The organism is Bradyrhizobium sp. MI1.7 (assembly GCF_055811795.1).
In genome coordinates, this window is the sequence record NZ_JBVVPO010000005.1 from 247,463 (window position 1) to 268,919 (window position 21,457).

Genomic DNA, 21,457 nt, shown 5'->3' on the forward strand with positions numbered 1-21,457 from the left:
TAGCGGTAGGAATTGCGGTCAGGTTGTCTCTGCGCGCTTGCAGATCAAACCTCCCTCCGGCTCAAAAACGCCAGCCGCTCGAACAGGTGCACGTCCTGCTCGTTCTTGAGCAGCGCGCCGTGCAGCGGCGGGATCAGCTTGCGCGGGTCGCGTTCGCGCAGTTGCTCGACGCTCATGTCCTCGTTGAGCAGCAGCTTGAGCCAGTCGAGCAGCTCGGAGGTTGAGGGCTTCTTCTTCAGACCGGGCACCTCGCGCACTTCGAAGAAGATGCGCAGCGCTTCCTCGACCAGGCGCTTCTTGATGCCGGGGAAGTGGACGTCGACGATGCGGCCCATCGTGTCGGCGTCGGGAAACTTGATGTAGTGGAAGAAGCAGCGGCGCAGGAAGGCGTCCGGCAGCTCCTTCTCGTTGTTGGAGGTGATCATCATGATCGGGCGCTGCTTCGCCTTGATCGTCTCGCCGGTCTCGTAGACATGGAATTCCATGCGGTCGAGCTCGAGCAAGAGGTCGTTCGGGAATTCGATGTCGGCCTTGTCGATCTCGTCGATCAAGAGCACCGGGCGCTGCTCGGCGGTGAAGGCGTCCCACAGCTTGCCGCGCTTGATGTAGTTCCTGATGTCGGAGACGCGGGCATCGCCGAGCTGGCTGTCGCGCAGGCGCGACACTGCATCGTATTCGTAGAGGCCCTGCTGCGCCTTGGTGGTGGACTTGATGTGCCAGGTCAAAAGCGGCGCGTTCAGCGCCTTCGCCACTTCCTCCGCCAGCACGGTCTTGCCGGTGCCGGGCTCGCCCTTGATGAGCAGCGGGCGCTCCAGCACGATCGAGGCATTGACGGCGACCTTGAGATCGTCGGTCGCAACATAGTCCTTGGTGCCGGTAAATTTCATCGCGCGTCCTTGTTGGTCGTCGGCCGGGCATCGCCCTGGTCCAACAAACGGAACGGCCGCTCATGGCGGCCGTTCCTGGTTCGGTCAGGCTTTCAGACCCGTTTTATCAGCGAAAGGATGACGAGCACAATCACCGCGCCGATGGTGGCATCCACGATGGCGCCGACCGTGCCGGTGGCCAGCGCAATATGCAGTTGCGGCAGCACCCAGCTCGCAACCAGCGCGCCGATGATGCCGACGACCATGTTGCCGATCAGGCCAAATCCCGCCCCATGGACAATCTTGCCGGCAAGCCAGCCGGCGATCGCGCCAATGATGAGCGCTGCGAGAATTCCCATTGCAAACGTCCCCAAAACAACCCCGTGAGACGGTCAATTCTAGAGCAAAAAGCCGACCGGTCCAGCGTCCCGCGGCGGGCTCGGCCCCTTGACGTTCGCCCCCCGACGGGCAATCTGTCACCCATGTTCCTGCAATTCTTCACTTCTCTGCGCGATGCGCAGGTCCCCGTGACGCTGCGCGAATACCTCACGCTGATGGAGGCGCTCGACGCTGATCTGTCGGACTACTCGGTCGAGAATTTCTACTATCTGTCGCGCACCTCGCTGGTGAAGGACGAGCGCAACCTCGACAAGTTCGACCGCGTCTTCGGCACGGTGTTCAAGGGGCTGGAAAGCCTGCTCGACGCCATGGAGAAGGCGGAGATCCCCGAGGAGTGGCTGAAGAAGCTCGCCGAAAAATACCTCAGCGAGGAGGAGAAGAAGCAGATCGAGGCGATGGGCTGGGACAAGCTCATGGAGACGCTGAAGAAGCGGCTCGAGGAGCAGAAGGGCCGGCACCAGGGCGGCTCGAAGTGGATCGGCACCGCGGGCACCTCGCCGTTCGGCGCCCACGGCTACAATCCCGAAGGCGTCCGCATCGGCCAGGAGAAGAACCGCAACAACCGTGCCGTGAAGGTGTGGGACAAGCGCGAGTTCAAGGATCTCGACGGCAATGTCGAGCTCGGCATCCGCAACATCAAGGTGGCGCTGCGGCGCCTGCGCAAATTCGCGCGCACCGGCGCGCCTGATGAGCTCGATCTCGACACCACGATCCGCGAGACCGCCAATCACGGCTATCTCGACGTGCACATGCGGCCCGAGCGGCGCAATGCGGTGAAGCTGCTGGTGTTCTTCGACATCGGCGGCTCGATGGATTCGCATATTGAGCAGGTCGAGGAGCTGTTCTCGGCGGCGAAGAGCGAGTTCAAGCACATGGAGTATTTCTACTTCCACAACTGCCTCTACGAAGGCGTGTGGAAGCAGAACAAGCGCCGCTTTACCGACCGCACGCCGACCTGGGATGTGCTGCACAAATACCCGCACGACTACAAGGTCGTGTTCGTCGGCGACGCATCGATGTCGCCTTACGAGATCATGGTGCCCGGCGGCTCGGTCGAGCATGTCAACGAGGAGCCCGGCTCGGTCTGGCTCGACCGCATCATCCGCACCTATCCGCATACGGTGTGGCTCAATCCGGTGCAGCAGAAGCACTGGGACTATTCGGAATCGACCACCATCATCAAACGCATCTTTGCCAACCGCATGTACCCGATCACGATCGAGGGGCTCGAGGGTGCGATGAAGGAATTGACGCACTAGCTGTACGCGCCGTCAGTCCGGACGGCCGCGCAGAGGCCGACAAGAGGGAGAACCACATGCCCCAGACCATCACCCGCGGCATCAAGGCGCTGATCGACGAGGCCAATGCCGAGATCGAGACGCTCAACGCCAAGGAGGCCATCGAGATCTCCAAGAACGGCGATGTCGTCATCGTCGACATCCGCGACCCCCGCGAGATCGAGCGCGACGGCCGCATCCCCGGCGCGTTCGCCTGCACCCGCGGCATGCTCGAATTCTGGATCGATCCGCAGAGCCCCTACGCAAAACCGATCTTCCAGGAAGACAAGAAATTCGTCTTCCATTGCGCCGGCGGCATGCGCTCCGCGCTCGCGGCGAAGACCGCCAAGGACATGGGCCTGAAGCCCGTCGCCCACATCGCCGGCGGCTACGCCGCCTGGCGCGATGCCGGCGGTCCGGTGGAGCAGTGGGAGCCGAAGAAGAAGGGGTGAGAAGTGCTGCGCTGTCGCGTCAATCTCCGCTGTCATTCCCCGCGAAGTGGGGAATCCAGTACGCCGCAGCGTCTCGACTCAATCACAACCGCCTCTGGAATACTGGATCGCCCGGTCAAGCCGGGCGTTGACAGCGGAGTTTGATGCGCATTGCTTCAACTTCGGAATGACAAGAAAGACCTCGCATGACCGTCACCGACCCCCTCGTCTCCACCGAATGGCTCGCCGCCCACATTGGCGACGCCAACGTCAAGATCCTCGACGCCAGCTTCAAGCTGCCGGGCGTGCTGCCGCTGCCGAAGGACGACTATCTCGCCGCGCATCTGCCGGGCGCCGTGTTCTTCGACGTCGACGCGGTGTCGGATCATTCCAACCCGCTGCCGCACATGTATCCGAGCGCCGAGCAGTTCGGCCGTGACGCAGGCCAACTCGGCATCTCCAATGCCGACACCGTCGTCCTCTACGATGCCGGCGGATGGGTCGCTGCGCCCCGCGCCTGGTGGATGTTCCTGGCCTTCGGCCACAGCAATGTACGCATTCTCAATGGCGGGTTGAAGAAGTGGCGCGCCGAGGGGCATCCGGTCGAGAGCGGCGAGGTAAAGCCGAAGCCCGCGACGTTTAGGGCGAGCTACGACTCAAAACGCGTGCGCAGCATGCAGCAGCTGATCGCCAACGTCGAAAGCAGCGCAGAGCAGGTGATCGACGCACGCGCCGCCGACCGCTTCGAGGGCCGCGCGCCTGAGCCGCGCGCGGGCATCCGCTCGGGCCACATCCCCGGCGCGCGCAATGTGCCCTACAATCAGCTGTTCGATGCCGCGACCGGCGAGATGAAGCCGCTCGACGATCTCCGCGCCGCCTTCGCGAACGCCGGCGTCAGGCTCGATGCGCCGATCGTGACGAGCTGCGGTTCGGGCGTGTCCGCCGGCGTGTTGACGCTCGCACTCTATCGCCTCGGCATCACCGACACCGCGCTCTATGACGGCTCGTGGTCGGAGTGGGGCCAGGCCGGCGGCCCGCCGGTCGCGACCGGGCCGGCGTAGCCTTACTGGCGCGTGCGCGTGGCCGTTGTCGCCAGCATCTGCTGCTGGCCGAACGGATCATAGCTCTGCCGCAACTGCTGGGGCGGAGGACGCTGCACCATGCGGTGCCGCTTCTTCGCCTTCGCCTGGCGCTTGGCCGCCTTGCTGTCCGGGGCGCTGCTGTCCGCCTTCGCGTCTCCCTTGGTGTCCCCCTTGGCCTTCGCCGGCGCATCCTTCAAGGCCGGCGCCGCCGGATCGTTCAGCGCGGCCACCTTGGCCGGGGCAATGTCGGGCGCCGGGGAGGCGAGGGCCGCACCGGGATCGGGATCGGCCGGCGCCGGTTCGCTGGCGGTCACGGCAGGCGTGGGCTCGGGGATCGATGCCGTTGTGTCGGCCGGGGTGAGTGTGTCGGCAGGAGCCGGCGCGATGGCTTCCGTCGTGGCCTCGGCCTGCACCGGCTCGGCGGCCGGAGGCGCGGCCTCGGTGACCTGCGGCGGCACGTTGGCCTCGGTCGTCAGGGCGGCCACCTGTTCGGGCTCGTTCACCGGCAAGCCGATGGTCGGCACCCGGTCGCGCAGCGATGGCGCGGGCTCGGCGGCCGCCTCCGGCTCGGCGCGGAGCGCCGCTAGCACCGGCTGGGCCGGCTCTGGGCTTTGCGCAAACACCTTTTCCTGCGGGCCGTTCCGCCAGGAGGGGTTGCTGACATACTGCTCGTGGGTGGCCCGCAGCAGCGCGGCGGCACCTAGGCCGAACACCAGGATGGAGGTTGACAGCAGGATCGCGGCAAACAGGAAGCGAAAGCCGGGAAGCATCGGACGGGTTACGAATTTCCGCCCCGGCGGGTGGCGGCCGGGACCCAAGAGCCATCTGAACGCGGTGACGGTACTGATTGCCGTTCGCCACGCCGGGACAGAAGCTCAAAGCGGAGGCGAATCAGGCTGATTCGAACATATCGCAACGCCTCCGCGCCGTTCCCTTAAATTCGGGGCCGGAGACTCCGGCAATCTACAGCTCGATGCGATTTCCGCCCCGTGATGCAACGGGGCAACTGTGTGTGCCTGCATCACAAATCGCTAACTCGGGCACAAATCAGCCTGTAATGTCTTGAATGTGCCGCTATCTTCGGTCATCTGGCCGTTAACGGTCCGGATGGGCTCGGGGACTATACAAGAGCGATGATGATCAAACATTTTCTGACGATATGCGCTGCCGCAACAGTCGCTGCGGCGGGAACCTCGCTCGCACAGGCTCAGAGCTATCCGGTCCAGCAGGCGCCGAGCTATGGCGCTCCGGCCGAATATCGCCCCGGCGACCGCACGCCGAATTTCGACTCGCTAGACGATGAAGACGACGCGATGCCGCAGGCGTCGCTGCCGCCGCTTGGTCCGGCCGACGATCCGCGTTACGGCCGCCCGGCTGGTCCTCCGCCGGTCTATTCCGCCGCCCCGCCGCAGGGGCCGGTGATGTCGCCCGATGATCCGCGCTATGGCCGTCCGGCTGGCGCTCCGCCGGTCTATTCGGCGGCGCCGCCGCAGGGTCCCGTGATGTCGCCCGACGATCCCCGCTACGGCCGCCCCGCTGGCCCGCCCGCGGTGATCTATGCCGATCGCCCGGGTCAGGCACCCGGCAGGGACGGCCTGCGTCCGCCGGAGGCCGTTGGCGGCCCCGCCGCGACCGGAACGGTTCAGTCCGGCCAGCCGCCCGTGGGCAACGATGGCCGGCCGATGGCGATCGCTTCGCTGCCGCCCGAGGAGCAGCCCGACGCTGCTCCCGCGCAGTTGTCGCCGAACCTGCGCCGCCAGGAAGTCTCGCTGGCGACCAAGGAGCCGGCTGGAACGCTCATCGTCGATACCCCGAACACCTACCTCTACTACGTGCTCGGAGGCGGCCGTGCGATCCGCTACGGCGTCCGCGTCGGCCGCGATGGCTTCACCTGGACCGGCGTGCAGAAGATCACCCGCAAGGCCGAGTGGCCGGATTGGCATCCGCCGACCGAGATGATCGAGCGTCAGCCCTATCTGCCGCGCTTCATGGCCGGCGGCCCCGGCAATCCGCTCGGCGCACGCGCGATGTATCTCGGCTCGACCGTCTACCGCATCCACGGCACCAACCAGCCTTCGACCATCGGCAAGTTCGTGTCGTCGGGCTGCATCGGCATGCTGAACGAGGACGTCTCCGACCTGTTCGACCGCGTCAAGGTCGGCACCCGCGTGGTGGTGATGCCGGGTGGCCCGCCGCCGGGAACGGCGACCGCCTCCGCTGCGCCGACGTCGGGCGCTGCCGGTCCGGCTCCGATGGCTGCCCAGGCTGGCCCCGTCCCGGGCACCCAGCCGACGGTGGTGCCGCCGCTGCCCGCGCCGGTCACCGTGCGCTAAGCGCTTCGAAACAGCTCAAATCGCGAAGGGCGTGCCGTCGGCACGCCCTTTTCGTTTCAGGCCAGCTTGCGCGGCAGCTCGCGACCCCCGGTGAAGGCGTCGATCGCCTCGACCATCTGCCCGTAATGGATGCGCAAGCCGTCCTCGGTGGCGTAGCCGAGATGCGGCGTCAGCACGAGATTGTCGAGCTTGCGGAAGGGATGGTCGACCGGCAGCGGCTCGACCGAGAATACGTCGATGCCGGCGCCCGCGATCTTCCGCTGCTGCAAGGCTTCCAGCAGCGCCTGCTCGTCCACGATCGGGCCGCGCGCGGTGTTGACGAGGAAGGCCGTCGGCTTCATCCGCGCGAGATCGGCAGCTCCGACCAGTCCGCGCGAACGATCGCTCAGCACCACATGGATGGTGACGATATCGGCCTTGGCGAACAGCTCCTCCTTGGTGGCGTAGCCGACGCCGGCCGCCGCGCACTTCTCCGGCGTGAGGTTCGGGCTCCAGGCGATCACGTTCATGCCGAACGCTTTCGCAATACCCGCCATCTTGCTGCCGAGCTTGCCGAGCCCGACGACGCCGAGCGTCAGTCCCTCGATCTCGACACCGGCAAAGCTCTGCCAGGGCTCGCCGGCATGCATGCGCGCGTTCTCGCGGCCGATGCCGCGGGTCAGTTCGAGGATCAGGCCCATGGTCAGCGGCGCGGTCGGATCGCGGGAGTATTGCGTGCCGCCGATGGCAACGCCTTGCGCCTTCGCAGCCTCCATGTCGATCGAGGCGTTGCGCATGCCGGAGGTCAAAAGCAGCTTCAGCTTCGGCAGCGACGCGAACTGGTTCTTGGGGAACGCCGTACGCTCGCGCATCGCGCAAATGATCTCGAAATCGGCCAGCGCGCTCGCCGCGGCCTGCTCCGAGGCAAAGGGATGGCTGAACACGGTGACGTCGACGCGGTCGGACAGTTTTTGCCAGTCGGCGACGTCGAGGGCGAGGTTGAAATAGTCGTCGAGAATTGCACAGCGCAGCCGCGTCATCAGCTTTCATCCATGGCGAGAGGTGACGGCGCCAGGCGGGGAGCGCCATCGTCGGAACCTGGCCATGGTTGCGCGCAATCACGCCTGCGCGCAAGCAGCTGACGTGTTCAAAAATCCGATAGGAGAGAAGGGCTCAGAGGTCGCGGGGCTTGAGGCGGAACGGCGTATCCATGCCGTGCTTGGCGCGCCAGGCGGGGCCGGGCCCACGCATGTAGTGCAGCTCGGGGCGGTAAGGGTTGAAAGCGGTGGCGAAGAAGCGCTTCCAGAAGCCCTTGATCTCCGTGACGAGTCCGGAAGCGCTACCGGCTCGTGCCGGAACGGCGATGGAATTGGTCTCGATCAGAGCCATGATGCGGCCTCGCTGTTCTCCCCGTCGCTTCTGCCGCGGGTGGCGTCTTTTTCGGCGCCATGACGAGCTTTGGCCCACTTTATTAAAAAATGGTTTCAATTGTCCGGATCGGCGGCCGGATGGTGTCCATTCCGTATTGATCCGTGGTGAACGGAGGGAAAACATTGCCCTTTGGGGGCGGGATCGTTACATCGGCGGCAAGCAAATTTCCTCAAATCGAAGGTTTCACGGGACCGATGGCGCGCCAGTTCATCTATTTCATGCAGGGCCTGACCAAGAGCTACCCGACCCGGAAGGTGCTCGATAACATTCATCTGTCGTTCTACCCGGACGCCAAGATCGGCGTGCTCGGCGTCAACGGCTCGGGCAAGTCGACGCTGCTCAAGATCATGGCCGGCCTCGACAAGGAGTATAACGGCGAGGCCTGGGTCGCCCAGGGCGCCCGCGTCGGCTATCTCGAGCAGGAACCGCATCTCGATCCGGCGCTCTCCGCGCGCGAGAACGTCATGCTGGGTGTCGCCAAGCAGAAGGCCATCCTCGATCGCTACAACGAGCTGGCGATGAACTATTCGGAAGAAACCGCCGACGAGATGACCAAGCTGCAGGACGAGATCGAGGCCCAGGGCCTCTGGGATCTCGACAGCAAGGTCGACCAGGCGATGGACGCGCTGCGCTGTCCGCCCGACGATGCCGATGTGACGAAACTGTCGGGCGGTGAGCGCCGGCGCGTCGCGCTGTGCAAACTGCTGCTCGACCAGCCCGAATTGTTGCTGCTCGACGAACCGACCAACCATCTTGACGCCGAGTCCGTGTCTTGGCTGGAAGGCCATCTGCGCAACTATCCCGGCGCGATCCTGATCGTCACCCACGATCGCTACTTCCTCGACAACGTCACGAGCTGGATTCTCGAGCTCGACCGCGGCAAGGGCATTCCCTACGAGGGCAACTACTCGTCCTGGCTGGTGCAGAAGCAGAAGCGGCTCGAGCAGGAAGGCCGTGAAGACGCTGCGCATCAGAAGACGATCGCGCGCGAGCAGGAATGGGTCGCGTCCTCGCCGAAGGCGCGTCAGGCCAAATCCAAGGCGCGCTACCAGCGCTACGAGGATCTGCTCAAGCAGGCGAGCGAGAAGCAGACCCAGACCGCGCAGATCATCATCCCCGTCGCCGAGCGGCTCGGCGCCAACGTGGTCGATTTCGAAACGCTCAGCAAAGGCTATGGCGATCGCCTTCTGATCGACGATCTTACCTTCAAGCTGCCGCCTGGCGGCATCGTCGGCGTGATCGGCGCCAACGGCGCCGGCAAGACCACGCTGTTCAAGATGATCACTAAGCAGGAAACGCCGGACAAGGGCACCATCACGGTCGGCGAGACCGTGCATCTCGGTTATGTCGACCAGTCGCGCGACGCGCTCGACGGCAACAAGAACGTGTGGGAGGAGATTTCCGGCGGCAACGAGCTGATCCTGCTCGGCAAGAAGGAAGTGAACTCGCGCGGCTATTGCTCGTCGTTCAACTTCAAGGGCGCCGACCAGCAGAAGAAGGTCGGTGCGCTCTCCGGCGGTGAGCGCAACCGCGTGCATCTTGCAAAAATGCTGAAGTCCGGCGCCAACGTGCTGCTGCTCGACGAACCGACCAACGATCTCGACGTCGACACGTTGCGCGCGCTCGAAGAGGCGCTGGAAGATTTCGCCGGCTGCGCCGTCATCATCAGCCATGACCGCTGGTTCCTCGACCGCATCGCGACCCACATCCTGGCCTTCGAAGGCGAGAGCCACGTCGAATGGTTCGAAGGCAACTTCCAGGACTACGAGAAGGACAAGATGCGCCGCCTCGGCCAGGACAGCATCATTCCGCACCGCGTGAAGTACAAGAAGCTGACGCGGTGATGAGGGCATGATGCGGCGGGCGCTCATAGCTGCGGTGATCGCTATCATCTGCGGCCTGTCGCCCGCCCGCGCTGCCGACGCCGCCTTCACGCAGTTCATCGCCTCGCTCTGGCCGGAGGCGCAGGCCGCCGGCGTGTCGCGCGCGACATTCGATGAGCAGACGCGCGGGCTCGAGCCTGATTACAAGCTGCCCGACCTGATCCTGCCCGGACGGCCCGCGACCGGCGCACCGTCGCAGGCCGAGTTCGTGCAGGTGCCGGCCGACTACGTCAAGGAAGCCTCGATCGCGCGGCTTGCGGGCGAGGGGCAGCGGCTGCTGCAAAAATATCGCCCGGCGCTGAGCGAGATCGAGAAGAAATCCGGCGTGCCGGCCACCATTATGCTCGCGATCTGGGGCCGCGAGACCGATTACGGCCGCTACACGCTGCCTTACGATCTCGTGCGCGTGCTGGCGACGCAGGCCTATGTCGGGCGACGCAAGGACACCTATCGGAATGAGTTCATCCTGTCGCTGAAGATCCTCGGCGAGGGCGTGGTGACGCGCAAGGACATGCGCTCGTCCTGGGCGGGTGCCACCGGGCTCACACAATTCCTGCCGTCCGAATATTACAAGCACGGTGTCGACTTCGACGGCGACGGCCGCATCGACATCTGGCATTCGGTGCCGGATGCGCTGGCCTCGGCCGCGCAGCAGCTCGTCAACAAGGGCTGGCAGAGCGGTGTGCGCTGGGCTTACGAGGTGCAGGCGCCGGCCAAGGTCGATTGCACCAGCGGCGTGCCCGAGGTGACGAAGCCGATCGGCCAGTGGCTGCGCGAAGGTTTTGTGCCGGTGCGTGGCGAGAAGCTGAGCGCTGCTGAGCAGGCGCAGCCGGCCTCGCTGCTGCAGCCGGAAGGCATTTACGGCCCGTCGTTCCTGACGACGAAGAACTACTTCGTCATCAAGGAGTACAATTTCTCTGACCTCTACGTGCTGTTCGTCGGCCATCTCGGCGACCGCATGACGAGCCCGCTGCCGTTCGCGACACAATGGGCGGCCTCCAAGCAGTTGCGCACCAAGGACGTCGAGACCATGCAGCGCGGGCTCACGCGCGTCGGGCTCTACAAGGACAAGATCGACGGCAAGGCCGGGATGCAGACGCGCGCGGCGCTCGGCGCCTACCAGAAGTCGGCAGGCCTCAAGGTCGATTGCTGGCCGAGCGAAGAGGTGCTGCGCTCGATCCAAGCGGCGCGGTAAACGGCCTTAACTCTTCACCAAAGAAAAAAGCCCGGCCGAGGTGCTCGGCCGGGCTTCGATCGCGGCACGGATGCGCCATGCGATCGGATCTTGCGATCAGATCAGTAGCAAACGCGAACCGGGCGGATGACCCAGCCGTAACCGTCCCAATAGCGCTGGCGCTGCCAGTAGCAGGGCGCGGGCGGCGGGGGCTCGGCAATGTAGACCGGTCCGCCATAGGCGGGACGGCTCGACGCGATGGCGCCGCCGACGATGGCGCCACCGATCAGGCCGGCTGCGATGCCGGCGCCGACGCCGTCATGGGCCTTCGCGGACGGAGTGGCGGTCACCAGCGAACCGGCGATCGTCGCAACCGTGAGGGCGGCAACAAAAGTCTTCTTCATGCTCTTGGCTCTCCTGGGAGATGGACGTCCCTTGTTAGGAGCGCCCGGGTTTCAAAGGTTCACGCACACTCTGATGAAATCGACCGTGCAGCTAGGAAGCGCGCAATTGGTCAATCCACGGTAAACGCGCACGGAGCTGTGACGAGAAAAAGCGGTCTTTTTCAGGCCCGGAGATGAACGGCGCATCCGTAGCGAACCTGTTCAGCGCGCCTCAGCCACAGACTCTGACGCGGCGGGTGCGCCAGGCGTAGCCATCCCAGAAGCGCTGCCGCTGCCAGACGCAGCCGTCGCCGTAATAGTCGTCGGCGACATAGCCGGGACCCGGCGCGTAGTAGCGGGGGGGGGTAATAGCCGGGGCCATAGGAGTAGCCCGGACCGGGTCCGTAATAATACGGAGACGCCAGCGCGCCGCCGACAATGGCGCCACCGATGATCCCGGCGGCCACGCCGGCGGCGACACCACGCTGAGCGTGGGCCGGTGTCCCGGCCGTGAGGGCCAGGGTGGCGACGGCGGCGACCGTCAGTAAGAACTTCTTCATTGGCGTGACCTTTCGCACGAACAGGTGGGAACTCTTTGGGGGGTAAAGTTCCATACTTCGTTTGAATGATCAATGAACGGCACCTTCGCTGAGGGCGACCAATTAATGGATCGCAGGTCCGCGAGGGAGACGACGATGGGCAACGCGATGATGAATACTTTGATCGCTGCAGGGGTCATTTTCGCGATTGGCTATGGCTGGTTCGCCCATCTCCAGAACCGCGGCCGGCGCTCGCGCGCGGGTGCTGGCGGTGACGGAGGAAGTAGCGGCGACGGCTATTCAGCGGCCAGCGACGGCTTCTCGCTGGGGAGTTGGTTTTCCAGCGACAGCTCGGGGAGCTCGAGCGACAGCTGTTCCAGCAGCGATAGCGGTAGCAGTGGCGGGGATTGCGGAGGTGGCGGCGATGGTGGTGGAGGCGGTGACTAGGTCCGCCAAGATATTGATCCAGCACAACTCCCTATTTTAGAGCCGTTCTAGGCTGTTTCCGGGCTAGTTTGGAATAGCTTCAAATACCGGTTTTTCCCTTTGCATCCGGACGGCCCCTTAAATATCGATGATGACGCATCACCGAAGGGCCTGCCGCTTCCATGATCGTTTGTTCCTGTAACGTGCTGAGCGATGACGACATCCGAGCCGCGGTCGCCGAGTCCGACGACGCCGTACGTCATGCCAAGCAGGTCTATGGATGCCTCGGCTGTAGCGCCGAATGCGGCCGCTGCGCCCGTACCATCAAGACCATCATCGACGAAACGCTTGGCCCCTGCGCCAAGTCCTGCTGCTCGGGCTGCCCGCACAGCCACACCGTGGCCGCCAATGACGAGACGGCCGAGCTCCCCCGGTTCGCCCTCGCGGCCTGCTGAAAACTTCCGCAATTTCGACTGAGCTTTCCCCGGCTGCGTCCCCGTGGCCGGTTGCTCTCGTCCTTAAACTGATTTAGAAGCGTTCTAAAGTCGGTTAGGGCCGATTTGGACGCAAGATTTGGAGTGCATCATGCAGGGCGACGCAAAAGTCATCGACTATCTCAACAAGGCGCTGCGCCACGAGCTGACTGCAATCAACCAATACTGGCTGCACTACCGCTTCCTCGATAATTGGGGCCTGCGGGACATGGCCAAGGTCTGGCGCAAGGAGTCCATCGAAGAGATGGAGCACGCCGACAAGCTCACCGAGCGGATCCTGTTCTTCGACGGCTTCCCGAACATGCAGGTGCTCGACCCCCTGCGTATCGGCCAGAACGTCAAGGAGATCATCGAGTGCGATCTCGCCGCCGAGATGAGCGCGCGGGCGCTCTACCAGGAGGCCGCCGGCTATTGCAACGGCGCCAAGGACTACGTCACCCGTGACCTGTTCGAGAAGCTGATGAGCGACGAGGAACACCACATCGATTTCCTCGAAACCCAGCTCGACCTGATCGGCCGCATCGGTCTCGAGCTGTACACGCAGAAGCACGTCGGTGGGCTCGAGGGCGAGGGGCACTAAGCTCCGGCACCGGCTCTCTCCTTCGTCATGGCCGGGCTTGTCCCGGCCATCCACGTTTGGCCGCGCGACGAAGACGTGGATGCCCGGGCCTTCGCCTCGCCGAAGCGGCTTCGGCTACGCAGGCGGGACTAGCCCGGGCATGACGGTTCTTTCGAGCGGCGAACGCTCTCACCTACAACTGCGTCTTGTAGCGCTCTTCCACGATCTCCTGGCTCTCCGGCTCCCCCAGGCCCGTCTGGTCGTGAATGACCTGGCCGATGCTGGGCATCACCGAGCGCTGCACCTTCTCCGGTGACCACAGCTTCGAGCGCATCAGCGCCTTGCCGCAGTGGAAATAGACTTCGCTGACCGCGACGTTCAAGACCGCGCGCGGCGGCTTGCCGAATTCCACCATCGATGCGAGCAGATCCGGATCGGCCGAGAGCGTGCCGCGTCCGCCGACGCGCAGCGTCTCGTCGATGCCGGGGACGAAGAACAGCAGATGCACGAAGCCCGAGCCTTCGACGACGTTGCGAAAACTATCGATCCGGTTGTTGCCGGCACGGTCGGGCATCAGCACCTGGTTGGGGCCAGCGACATGGACGAAGCCAACCCCTCCGCCGCGCGGCGATGCATCGACGCTGCCGTCGACGCCTGACGTTGCAAGCACGCAGAACGGCGACATCTCGATGAATTTCTTCGCATGCGCATCGATCGCGGGACGCGCCTTTGCGATCACGCGTGGGCTCGGCTTGGCATAGATGGTGGCGAGGTCTTCGGCGCAAAGATCGGTCACGAAGGTCTCCCTGATTGAGGGCGACAAGATAGCATTCTCCGGCTCGATCGCTATCCCCGAAATAGCAGGTGCGGCCCAGTGTAGCCACGGCATGACGCAGGTGGCGTAGACCAGAAATTTCGCTTATAACGGGTGTCGTACTTTGTTGCTTTTCAAGCGAGGAATTCGTCATGGCCCCAACGCAGGCAATGCGGGTGGCGGGCGATCGGCCACGCCGTCGCAAGCATGTCCCGGGACAATTGATCGTTCGGTTGAAGCCGGCCGCTGCCCGGCAGATCGCGGCAGCCTCGCTTCAGGCGACAACGTCACGCGCGCTGATGGCTGCAATGCCCGACGACGTCAGAGGTCCGATCGATTTCCTGCGCGACAATTTCGGGCTTCAGTCGATGAAGCCGCTGTTCGTGGTCGGCGACGATGAGGCACCCGCGCAGCCCCAGGCGATGGCTTTGGCCGCGGTTCATCGCTCGATAGCACGCTCCGCAACGGCGCCGCCGCGGGAGGCGCTGGCCGGATTTCAGATCGTGCAGTTGAAGGACGGGAAGGTAGATGCAGGCACCCTGAAGCGCCTGCGCGCCTCCAGGGCGGTGGATCTGGTCGAGCCCGTTCCCAACCGGTGGCTCAGTGCCGCCGCCGATCCCATGAAGATCCGGCAGTGGGGCCTTCGCGCCATCAGATGGTTCGATCGACCGCGGCCAGGTGCGGGGCGGGTTCATGTCGCTGTGCTCGATAGCGGTGTCGACGCCGGACATCCCGATCTCGTGGACGCGATCGAGGAATATCGGCACGACGGCAACGGACCGCGTGATTTTCTCGGTCATGGCACCCATGTCAGCGGCACGATCGCGGCCGTGGTCAATAACTCGGTCGGTATCGCAGGCCTGGCCAATTGCCGGTTGCACTGCTGGAAGGTGTTCGACGATCCCAAGCGCGCAGGCGACGACGAGAATTTCAACTTCGATTTCTACAGCAAGGCGCTCGTGGCCGCGCTCGATTCCAACATCAAGGTCATTAACCTCAGCATTGGCGGCGAGGACCATTCAAAGACGGAAGCGACGGCCTTCGCCGAACTGATCGATGCCGGCGTCGTCATCTCCACCGCGATGGGGAACGAGTTCGAGGACGGCAATCCGAAGGAATACCCGGCGGGCTACGTGGACACGATCGGAGTTGGCGCCGTCGACGAGTCCCATCGGCGCGCTTCGTTCTCCAATACGGGGAAGCACATCAAGCTGGTGGCGCCGGGTGTCAACATCCTGTCGACGGTGCCCCGGGTGAAGGCAAGCTTCGCCGACCATACCAGCTACGATTCCTGGCCCGGGACGTCGATGGCAACACCGCATGTGACGGGCGCCGCTGCACTCGTCTACATCAACAAGACGAAATCCAGGGCGGCCGGGCTTGCGGTCGCCGGGCGCCTGATCGCGACTGCGACCAAATTGCCGGCGATGCGAGGCAAGGATTTTACGCCGGAATACGGCGCCGGCCTGCTGGATGTTGCCGCTGCGCTTGGCCGCGTGAAACCGGCGAGGAAATCGGGCAGGAAGGCTGCCAAGAAAACTGCCAAGAAAACTACAAAGGCGAAGCCGGCGAGAAAGGGACGAAAATAGATTCCGCGCCCTTGATCGGGTGCCGCGAGCGGCTAGCTTTGCATCATGTCCGTGCAATTCAAATTCCACGACCATGTCGATCAGCGCCGGCGGCGCATGATCATCAAGACGCTCGGCGATGCCGGCTACGCCGCCGAGAGCCTGTTTCCGGGACAGAAGCGGCAAAACCTAGCCGCGATCTTCACCGTCGCCGAGGCCGACGCCAAATCCGTTCGTGCCGCGCTCGACGATTTCGGCGATGACATCGAATATGTCGAGGCCTCGCCCAAGCGAGACCTCAAGGCCTGAGCGGTCTACACCGCATCGGCCGGCACGAAGCAACTGATGATGATGGCGCCGCGGTGGTGGACGTACCACACCACGGCCTGGCCGACCGGATTGCCGCGATCGCGGATGATGGCGCGCTCGGGCACCTCCATCCACTGTCCCTCGATCGGTACCCAATAGGTGCCGCCTCGCACATCGTAGTCGGTGCGATGGCCGTCGGAGATGTCGCAGCAGGGTACGCCGTTCGGCGCGATCACGCTCTTGAACCAGGCGCGGATGTCGGGCGGCACATGGTCGTATTGGCCGTTGTCGAACGCGAACGCGGCGCTCGTCTGCGCCATCGTCGCGGCCAGCCAAACGCACAGCGCGAGCCTGTGCATGCGATCCTCCGTCGCGCTCGATTCGTATCGTTGATGTGATTAAGCCCGAGCTGTCAGCGCAATGCATGCTCAAATAATATGCGGCGTGAGAGGCGCCGCATATGATGCATTGCGGTATGATCGGCCAGCCAGACGCACAGCGCGAACTTGCGCGTACGATCTTTCCTATCCCGTCTCGAGCGATGCAAGCAGCGATTTCGGCGCGACATTGCGCCATGCCATCGCGAGTGCGCTCCGCAACGTGACCTGATCGATCTTCGCCAGCTTCACATTCGTGCTGCCGCTCCTGCCCCAGGCGCCGGGGACCGGACGAAACATCTCCGGTTCCGCGTCGATGAGCACGGCCTGCTGGTTGGGAGTGAGCTTCACCATGCCCCATTTTTCATCGGGATAGCCCAGCGTCGCGAACACGCGCTTGCCGACGCGAAAGTCGGCATGGCCGTGATGTGCGCCCTCGATGACGCCGGGAAGCGTCAGCGCAGCCTTGCGAAAGCGAGCGTTCGACATGCGGTCTTGCTGCTCGTCTCACATCGTCCGCTGCGGCGCGGTTTGCAGCAATTGCCTGACCTGCTCGACGTAGAATTTCGCGTTGCCGGTGGTGCCGTGGCCGCGCGTCTCGGTGCTCGCGGGGATCAGATACAGCTTGCCGTTCTTGACCCGCTTCATCGCGGCGTCCGTGATGCCGGTCTCCGGCGGGTTGCGCTCGTCGTCGGCGGAGTTGATCAGCAGCAGCGTCGCCTCGATCTGCTCGAGCTTGTCGCCGGCATTGTAGTCTTGCGAGGAGCCCCACTGGTAGAGGAAGTCGTTGGCATCGGACGTGATCGGTGTCGCCAGCCGTTCGTCGACGATCTTGTCGGCCTTGGCCGCGGTCGGCGCCTGCTGCTGATAGGCGAGCGTGCCGCCGATGCTGGCGATGCCGTAGGCGGTGATGGCATATTTCATCATGCGCGGCTGGCTGGTGTAATTGCCGCCATTGTAGTCGGGATCGTTGCGGATGGTGTCGAGCATGATCCGTCGCATCATCCAGTTGCGCGAGGCCATCTCGGTCGGCTGCGAGGCCATCGGCACCAGCGCGTCCATCTCCTGCGGATATTTCTCGCCCCACAGCCAGGTCTGCATGCCGCCCATCGAATTGCCGATCACGAGCCGCAGATGCTTGACGCCGAGGCCTTCCTTCACGAGGCGATGCTGCGCCTCGACCATGTCGTCGTAATTGTATTTCGGGAAGCTCGTCTTCATGCCGTCGGACGGTTTTGACGATTTGCCGTGGCCGATCGCGTCGGGAATGATGATGTAATATTTGGACGCGTCGAGCGGCTGTCCCGCGCCGAACAGTTCGCCGGCGAAGGCGGGCGACAGCATGCTCGCGCCCGAGCCGCCGGTGCCGTGCAGCACCAGCACGGGCTGGCCAGAGGGCTCGCCGACGGTGGTGTAGTGCAGCTTCAATTCCGGCATGGTCTCGCCGGTGTGCAACTTGAAGTCCTTGGCGATCCAGTCGCCTTGCTTCGGCGCCGGATAATCGGCGGCCATAACCGGCGTTGCGATGGACAGCAGGATGGCCGCTAGCGCAGCGCAAGACGTTTTCATGTTTCTCTCCCCATGCGGCTCATGGTCGGCCGCGTTGGACGCGATCTTATCAGCTGGTCACGGAGGATCGAGACCGGACCCATCATCGCCCCCCGAAAAACATTCCCCGATGGTGCGGCGCGCAAGGGGAATAATTGCGGATCAGATATGGCTGGTCCTGCCTATGACACGGCTGCGCCCGGGATGTAGGATTTCGGCCTCGCCGATCGTCCTCAGGGGAACACCGCTACGGGAGAGCCTGCATGTGCCGCAACATCAAGACGCTGTTCAACTTCGAGCCGCCCGCGACGGAGGACGAGATCCACGCCAGCGCGCTCCAGTTCGTGCGCAAGCTTTCCGGTTTCAACAAGCCGTCGCAGGCCAATGAAGAGGCCTTCGAGCTTGCGGTCGCGGAAGTGTCGGAGGCTGCGCGAAAGCTCCTGACTTCGCTGCACACCCATGCGCCGGCGCGGGACCGTGAGATCGAGGCGGAGAAGGCCAAGGAACGTTCGCGGCTGCGGTTCGGTTAGGCGGTCCTGCGTCCATTCCGTGATCTGGCTCACGGTGAGAGCGGCCTCAACTTGCGATGATGTCTGCCGGGGTTTTGACAGCCCGGAGCACGACCATGAGCCGCCCCCTTATTCCTCTCAGAGCAGGTGCCGTCACCTTCACCGTGCTGTGGACCGCATGGATGATGTGGTGGAGCGGCTCCTACAGCAGCGTCAACCTCGTCATCCTGACGCTGCTCGGCACGCTGGTCGGCTATCTCTGGTACCGCGCCATGCGCTGGCAGTTCGAGCGCATGGGCATGCTGCCGCGCAAGGATGAGTCCTCCGGGGCGTCGAAGCAACTTCCGCCGGGTTAGTCCTTGTGGCCGTGCTTCTTCTTTTTCTTCTTCTTCCGGTGATCATCGCCTTCGCCGTCGTCGGCCTCGTCATCGACGATCGCCTCTTCAACCTCATGCACGGCGGCTTCCAGCGCCTCGCGCTCGGCGGCTTCACGCTCGCGCTGGCGGCGGCGCTCGTCCCAGGCGTCGAAGAGTTGATCGAGCCACGGCAGCACCTGTTCGATCGACGGCAGCTGGCCGGGCGGTCCGGGCTCGCCGCGTGGGCCTTGCGGCCCCGCCGGCCCGGCCGCGCCCCGAGCACCGGCTTCGCCGGGCTTGCCCGGCAGGCCGGCCTTGCCCTGCGCTCCGGCCTTTCCGGCCACCCCGGGTTTGCCTTGTGGTCCCGGCTTGCCGCGCTGGCCGTCCGGCCCTCGCTTCCCCGGATGACCCTGCGGTCCCGGCCGTCCCGGCTCGCCCTGCCGCCCACGCGGCCCCTGCCGTCCCTGATCGTCTGCCACGCCACTACTCCCTCTAAGGAAGCAAGCTACTTAGCGGCGTTTGACGACAGCAGCAATTCCGCCCGCGCATCGCGACGGGCTTGATCAACATCAATCGACAGCAGGAGACACCGTGTCATTGGATGGCGCGGAGCCACAACCTTGCGAGGAGCGACCCATGCGCGCAGCGTGGAAACTATTCTGCATTTCGACAGTCATCCTCGCGGCAGCGCTCGGCCTCGCTCATCTGCTGGTGCCCGATATCGTGCCGGGCGCGTTCGCCGAGGAGCCGCAGGCGGCATGGGCGGTCTTGACCGCCTTCATGCTCCGCGCCATCGAGATGATCGCGGCCGCGGTCGCGACCATCTCGCTTGCGGTTCTTGCCGGCGGAACGATCCAACTTGCGTGGTCGCGTGCTAGTCGTGATACGCGGGCACGTCGATGCCGGACGCCGCATAGATCCTGATCTTGTTGCGCAACGTGCGCACCGACAGGCCGAGCACGCGCGATGCGCGCGTGCGGTTGCCGTCGCAGCGTGCGAGCGTCTGGAGCACGAGCTCGCGCTCGACCTCGTCGACGGTCGCGCCGATCAACAGCGGAACGATTTGGTTAGGGGCAAGAAATTGCGCGCCCGGTTCGGACGCAGCGACATGAACAGTGGTCATCAACACACCTCCCGATCAACGCCCGCTTCCATCTTTGGAAGCGATCGAGAACCAACGGCCCCCTAGCCGTAGATCTACGGTGGGCGGGTTTGGTTAACGAGTGGTTAATCGCGGACGATCGCACCAATTGACCTTGGGATTGCCGCGAAGGTGCCGCGATTGGCACGGGATGCATAGCGATGCGGGCCGATTTTGCGCGCCCGCTCACACCGTCCGATACCCACCGTCCACCATCACGATCGTCCCCGTGACATAGGCCGACAGATCCGACGCCAGGAAGATCGCGGGGCCCACGATGTCCTCGGGCTTGCCGGTGCGCGCCAGCGGGGTGTGATCGACGAAGGCCTGCACCAGCGCCGGATTGGTCGCGCGCACGTTGGCGTTGATGTTGGTCTCGATGAAGCCCGGCCCGATCGCGTTGACGCGCACGCCTTCCTTGCCGAGCTCGGCCGCGAGCGCCTTGGTGAAGCCGAGCACGCCGTGCTTCGAGGTCGTATACGCCGCCGAGCTCGGTGTGCGCAGATGCACGAAGGACTGGATCGAGCCGATATTGACGATGCGGCCCTTGGCGGCCCGCAGCGGCGCGAGGAACGCCTGCGTCACGTTGAAGACGCCGTTGAGGTTGAGCGAGATGATGTCGTTCCAGTCCTTCGCCACCGTCTCCGTGTCCGCGGTGAAGGCGTTGCGGCGGGTGATGCCGGCATTGTTGACGAGGATCGAGACCCGCCCGACCTTGTCGGCGACCTGCCTGGCGAGCGCAAAGCAGTCGTCACGCTTCGTGACATCGAGCGCAAAGCTCTCGGCGTTGCCGCCGGCCTTGCGGATCTCCTGCGCGGCCTCCGCGACCGTGTCGGCGTTGACGTCGAGCAGCACCACTCGCGCGCCCTCGCGGGCGTAGCCGGCCGCGATCGCCCGGCCGATGCCGGATCCGGCGCCCGTGACGACGGCGACGTGGTTTGCGAGCAATGCCATGACAATTTCCTCCCGGATTCGTTTCGAAGTTTCATGAAAGGCTAACTCGAAATTAAGGGGTCGGAAACGGCCGCCTTGGCATACTGATCTTCATTGCTAAACGTTGCGCGCATGATGGGACGGCTTGAATCCTGGAAACTCGCTCTCGAACGCCTGCGGTCGGCGCAGCCGGCCGACTGGGCCGAGGCAGGCCGGCTCGTCGCCGAGATCGTGCGCATGAGCACGGATGCCACGCTGCGCCAGGCTGCCGAGCAGGCGCTTCCGGTGTTGCGCCAGGCCGTGGACAATGACGATCACAGCGTCACGCTGGCGGCCCAGCGCCGCGTCGGCGTGATCCTCGAGGTCGTCCATGATCTCACCGCGCCACGCTTCGGCCGCCGCAACGCCATGCCGAAGAAGCTCTCCAGCGAGGATCGTGCCCGCAGGATGCTCGGCCTGCCGCTCGCCGTGCAGCTCACCTGCGACGACATCAACCAGGCCTATCGCCGCGCCGCCAAGGGCAAGCATCCCGACCAAGGCGGAAGCGCGCAAGCCTTCATCGACCTCGCCGCCGCGCGCGACATCCTCATCCATCCCGGCGCGCACAAGGACGCGTGAGAGCGCGCTGTCGCTGCACCTCGCCGGT

28 protein-coding genes and 1 pseudogene are annotated in these 21,457 nt (G+C 64.5%); 14 read left to right on the top strand and 15 right to left on the bottom strand.

Going from position 1 to position 21,457, the window contains the following annotated elements:
• Positions 1 to 44: 44 nt before the first annotated feature.
• Together AC0L3X_RS08410 and AC0L3X_RS08415 are read right to left on the bottom strand one after the other, a co-directional pair.
• Entirely contained in the window at positions 45 to 887 is an 843-nt protein-coding gene (locus AC0L3X_RS08410) for an AAA family ATPase (protein WP_063981465.1), read from the bottom strand.
• Positions 888 to 979: 92 nt separating this feature from the next.
• Positions 980 to 1,225 (bottom strand): GlsB/YeaQ/YmgE family stress response membrane protein, encoded by a 246-nt coding sequence (locus tag AC0L3X_RS08415; protein WP_063981466.1) that lies wholly within the window; start codon positions 1,223 to 1,225, stop codon positions 980 to 982.
• 123 nt (positions 1,226 to 1,348) lie between these two features.
• On the opposite strand from AC0L3X_RS08415, the gene AC0L3X_RS08420 reads away from it, so the two are divergent.
• The 3 genes from AC0L3X_RS08420 to sseA all read left to right on the top strand — a co-directional run bounded on the left by AC0L3X_RS08420 (position 1,349) and on the right by sseA (position 4,034).
• Complete coding sequence (locus tag AC0L3X_RS08420; RefSeq protein ID WP_028156289.1) at positions 1,349 to 2,524, top strand: vWA domain-containing protein; 1,176 nt, start codon at positions 1,349 to 1,351, stop codon at positions 2,522 to 2,524.
• Between the two features lie 56 nt (positions 2,525 to 2,580).
• Positions 2,581 to 2,994: a rhodanese-like domain-containing protein gene (locus AC0L3X_RS08425; RefSeq protein WP_028152329.1), complete on the top strand. Its 414-nt coding sequence runs from the start codon at positions 2,581 to 2,583 to the stop codon at positions 2,992 to 2,994.
• A 185-nt stretch (positions 2,995 to 3,179) separates the two neighbouring features.
• Positions 3,180 to 4,034 carry a 3-mercaptopyruvate sulfurtransferase gene (sseA, locus tag AC0L3X_RS08430; protein ID WP_063981467.1) on the top strand — a complete coding sequence of 285 codons (855 nt, stop codon included), beginning with the start codon at positions 3,180 to 3,182 and terminating at the stop codon, positions 4,032 to 4,034.
• A gap of 2 nt (positions 4,035 to 4,036) precedes the next feature.
• On the opposite strand, the gene AC0L3X_RS08435 is transcribed toward sseA, so the two are convergent.
• Positions 4,037 to 4,825 carry a hypothetical protein gene (locus AC0L3X_RS08435; protein ID WP_063981468.1) on the bottom strand — a complete coding sequence of 263 codons (789 nt, stop codon included), beginning with the start codon at positions 4,823 to 4,825 and terminating at the stop codon, positions 4,037 to 4,039.
• A gap of 366 nt (positions 4,826 to 5,191) precedes the next feature.
• On the opposite strand from AC0L3X_RS08435, the gene AC0L3X_RS08440 reads away from it, so the two are divergent.
• Positions 5,192 to 6,388 carry a L,D-transpeptidase family protein gene (locus AC0L3X_RS08440; RefSeq protein WP_063986134.1) on the top strand — a complete coding sequence of 399 codons (1,197 nt, stop codon included), beginning with the start codon at positions 5,192 to 5,194 and terminating at the stop codon, positions 6,386 to 6,388.
• A 56-nt stretch (positions 6,389 to 6,444) separates the two neighbouring features.
• Here AC0L3X_RS08440 and AC0L3X_RS08445 read toward each other — a convergent pair whose 3' ends face one another.
• Complete coding sequence (locus AC0L3X_RS08445) at positions 6,445 to 7,407, bottom strand: D-2-hydroxyacid dehydrogenase family protein (protein WP_063981469.1); 963 nt, start codon at positions 7,405 to 7,407, stop codon at positions 6,445 to 6,447.
• A gap of 133 nt (positions 7,408 to 7,540) precedes the next feature.
• Entirely contained in the window at positions 7,541 to 7,756 is a 216-nt protein-coding gene (locus tag AC0L3X_RS08450; protein WP_028152324.1) for a hypothetical protein, read from the bottom strand.
• 236 nt (positions 7,757 to 7,992) lie between these two features.
• Here AC0L3X_RS08450 and ettA point away from each other — a divergent pair, with 236 nt between their 5' ends.
• The gene (ettA, locus tag AC0L3X_RS08455; protein ID WP_166102215.1) at positions 7,993 to 9,642 is read left to right on the top strand and encodes an energy-dependent translational throttle protein EttA; all 1,650 of its coding nucleotides are present in this window, start codon (positions 7,993 to 7,995) and stop codon (positions 9,640 to 9,642) included.
• Positions 9,643 to 9,649: 7 nt separating this feature from the next.
• The gene (locus tag AC0L3X_RS08460) at positions 9,650 to 10,876 is read left to right on the top strand and encodes a lytic murein transglycosylase (RefSeq protein ID WP_063981471.1); all 1,227 of its coding nucleotides are present in this window, start codon (positions 9,650 to 9,652) and stop codon (positions 10,874 to 10,876) included.
• 101 nt (positions 10,877 to 10,977) lie between these two features.
• On the opposite strand, the gene AC0L3X_RS08465 is transcribed toward AC0L3X_RS08460, so the two are convergent.
• A complete protein-coding gene (locus tag AC0L3X_RS08465; protein ID WP_063981472.1) occupies positions 10,978 to 11,259 on the bottom strand; it encodes a hypothetical protein in 282 nt (93 codons plus the stop codon).
• A gap of 211 nt (positions 11,260 to 11,470) precedes the next feature.
• A pseudogene (locus AC0L3X_RS08470) lies at positions 11,471 to 11,798 on the bottom strand (hypothetical protein).
• A gap of 135 nt (positions 11,799 to 11,933) precedes the next feature.
• Here AC0L3X_RS08470 and AC0L3X_RS08475 point away from each other — a divergent pair.
• The 3 genes from AC0L3X_RS08475 to bfr all read left to right on the top strand — a co-directional run bounded on the left by AC0L3X_RS08475 (position 11,934) and on the right by bfr (position 13,277).
• Positions 11,934 to 12,224, top strand: coding sequence for a hypothetical protein (locus AC0L3X_RS08475; protein WP_063986135.1), 291 nt, complete (start codon positions 11,934 to 11,936; stop codon positions 12,222 to 12,224).
• A 161-nt stretch (positions 12,225 to 12,385) separates the two neighbouring features.
• Positions 12,386 to 12,658: a (2Fe-2S)-binding protein gene (locus AC0L3X_RS08480; protein WP_063981474.1), complete on the top strand. Its 273-nt coding sequence runs from the start codon at positions 12,386 to 12,388 to the stop codon at positions 12,656 to 12,658.
• Positions 12,659 to 12,788: 130 nt separating this feature from the next.
• The gene (gene bfr / locus AC0L3X_RS08485) at positions 12,789 to 13,277 is read left to right on the top strand and encodes a bacterioferritin (protein WP_014492874.1); all 489 of its coding nucleotides are present in this window, start codon (positions 12,789 to 12,791) and stop codon (positions 13,275 to 13,277) included.
• A 172-nt stretch (positions 13,278 to 13,449) separates the two neighbouring features.
• Here bfr and AC0L3X_RS08490 read toward each other — a convergent pair whose 3' ends face one another.
• Positions 13,450 to 14,052 carry a pyridoxamine 5'-phosphate oxidase family protein gene (locus AC0L3X_RS08490; protein ID WP_028156299.1) on the bottom strand — a complete coding sequence of 201 codons (603 nt, stop codon included), beginning with the start codon at positions 14,050 to 14,052 and terminating at the stop codon, positions 13,450 to 13,452.
• Between the two features lie 170 nt (positions 14,053 to 14,222).
• Here AC0L3X_RS08490 and AC0L3X_RS08495 point away from each other — a divergent pair, with 170 nt between their 5' ends.
• Both AC0L3X_RS08495 and AC0L3X_RS08500 read left to right on the top strand, forming a co-directional pair.
• Positions 14,223 to 15,659 (top strand): S8 family peptidase, encoded by a 1,437-nt coding sequence (locus tag AC0L3X_RS08495; RefSeq protein ID WP_084794991.1) that lies wholly within the window; start codon positions 14,223 to 14,225, stop codon positions 15,657 to 15,659.
• Positions 15,660 to 15,704: 45 nt separating this feature from the next.
• Positions 15,705 to 15,947, top strand: a complete 243-nt coding sequence (locus tag AC0L3X_RS08500; RefSeq protein WP_028156300.1) for a hypothetical protein — start codon at positions 15,705 to 15,707, stop codon at positions 15,945 to 15,947.
• A 5-nt stretch (positions 15,948 to 15,952) separates the two neighbouring features.
• Here the strand turns inward: AC0L3X_RS08500 and AC0L3X_RS08505 are convergent, their stop codons facing one another.
• From AC0L3X_RS08505 to AC0L3X_RS08515, 3 genes are all read right to left on the bottom strand, one after another.
• Positions 15,953 to 16,306, bottom strand: a complete 354-nt coding sequence (locus tag AC0L3X_RS08505; protein WP_028152315.1) for a hypothetical protein — start codon at positions 16,304 to 16,306, stop codon at positions 15,953 to 15,955.
• A gap of 165 nt (positions 16,307 to 16,471) precedes the next feature.
• Positions 16,472 to 16,813, bottom strand: a complete 342-nt coding sequence (locus AC0L3X_RS08510) for an MmcQ/YjbR family DNA-binding protein (protein ID WP_063981476.1) — start codon at positions 16,811 to 16,813, stop codon at positions 16,472 to 16,474.
• Positions 16,814 to 16,831: 18 nt separating this feature from the next.
• The gene (locus AC0L3X_RS08515; RefSeq protein ID WP_063981477.1) at positions 16,832 to 17,893 is read right to left on the bottom strand and encodes an alpha/beta fold hydrolase; all 1,062 of its coding nucleotides are present in this window, start codon (positions 17,891 to 17,893) and stop codon (positions 16,832 to 16,834) included.
• 242 nt (positions 17,894 to 18,135) lie between these two features.
• Between AC0L3X_RS08515 and AC0L3X_RS08520 the strand changes: the two genes are divergently transcribed.
• Positions 18,136 to 18,402 carry a DUF2277 domain-containing protein gene (locus tag AC0L3X_RS08520; protein WP_063981478.1) on the top strand — a complete coding sequence of 89 codons (267 nt, stop codon included), beginning with the start codon at positions 18,136 to 18,138 and terminating at the stop codon, positions 18,400 to 18,402.
• 95 nt (positions 18,403 to 18,497) lie between these two features.
• Positions 18,498 to 18,737 carry a hypothetical protein gene (locus AC0L3X_RS08525; RefSeq protein ID WP_028152311.1) on the top strand — a complete coding sequence of 80 codons (240 nt, stop codon included), beginning with the start codon at positions 18,498 to 18,500 and terminating at the stop codon, positions 18,735 to 18,737.
• Here the strand turns inward: AC0L3X_RS08525 and AC0L3X_RS08530 are convergent.
• From AC0L3X_RS08530 to AC0L3X_RS08545, 4 genes are all read right to left on the bottom strand, one after another.
• The gene (locus AC0L3X_RS08530) at positions 18,734 to 19,216 is read right to left on the bottom strand and encodes a collagen-like protein (RefSeq protein ID WP_283017514.1); all 483 of its coding nucleotides are present in this window, start codon (positions 19,214 to 19,216) and stop codon (positions 18,734 to 18,736) included. The two genes, AC0L3X_RS08525 and AC0L3X_RS08530, sit on opposite strands and share 4 nt — an antisense overlap.
• Positions 19,217 to 19,438: 222 nt before the next feature.
• The gene (locus AC0L3X_RS08535) at positions 19,439 to 19,561 is read right to left on the bottom strand and encodes a hypothetical protein (protein ID WP_256376470.1); all 123 of its coding nucleotides are present in this window, start codon (positions 19,559 to 19,561) and stop codon (positions 19,439 to 19,441) included.
• Positions 19,562 to 19,611: 50 nt separating this feature from the next.
• Positions 19,612 to 19,860, bottom strand: a complete 249-nt coding sequence (locus AC0L3X_RS08540) for a helix-turn-helix domain-containing protein (RefSeq protein WP_063981480.1) — start codon at positions 19,858 to 19,860, stop codon at positions 19,612 to 19,614.
• A gap of 204 nt (positions 19,861 to 20,064) precedes the next feature.
• On the bottom strand, positions 20,065 to 20,832 hold the full coding sequence (locus tag AC0L3X_RS08545; protein ID WP_063981481.1) for an SDR family NAD(P)-dependent oxidoreductase: 768 nt from the start codon (positions 20,830 to 20,832) through the stop codon (positions 20,065 to 20,067).
• A 111-nt stretch (positions 20,833 to 20,943) separates the two neighbouring features.
• On the opposite strand from AC0L3X_RS08545, the gene AC0L3X_RS08550 reads away from it, so the two are divergent.
• Positions 20,944 to 21,429 carry a hypothetical protein gene (locus tag AC0L3X_RS08550; RefSeq protein ID WP_063981482.1) on the top strand — a complete coding sequence of 162 codons (486 nt, stop codon included), beginning with the start codon at positions 20,944 to 20,946 and terminating at the stop codon, positions 21,427 to 21,429.
• The last annotated feature ends 28 nt before the right edge of the window (positions 21,430 to 21,457 follow it).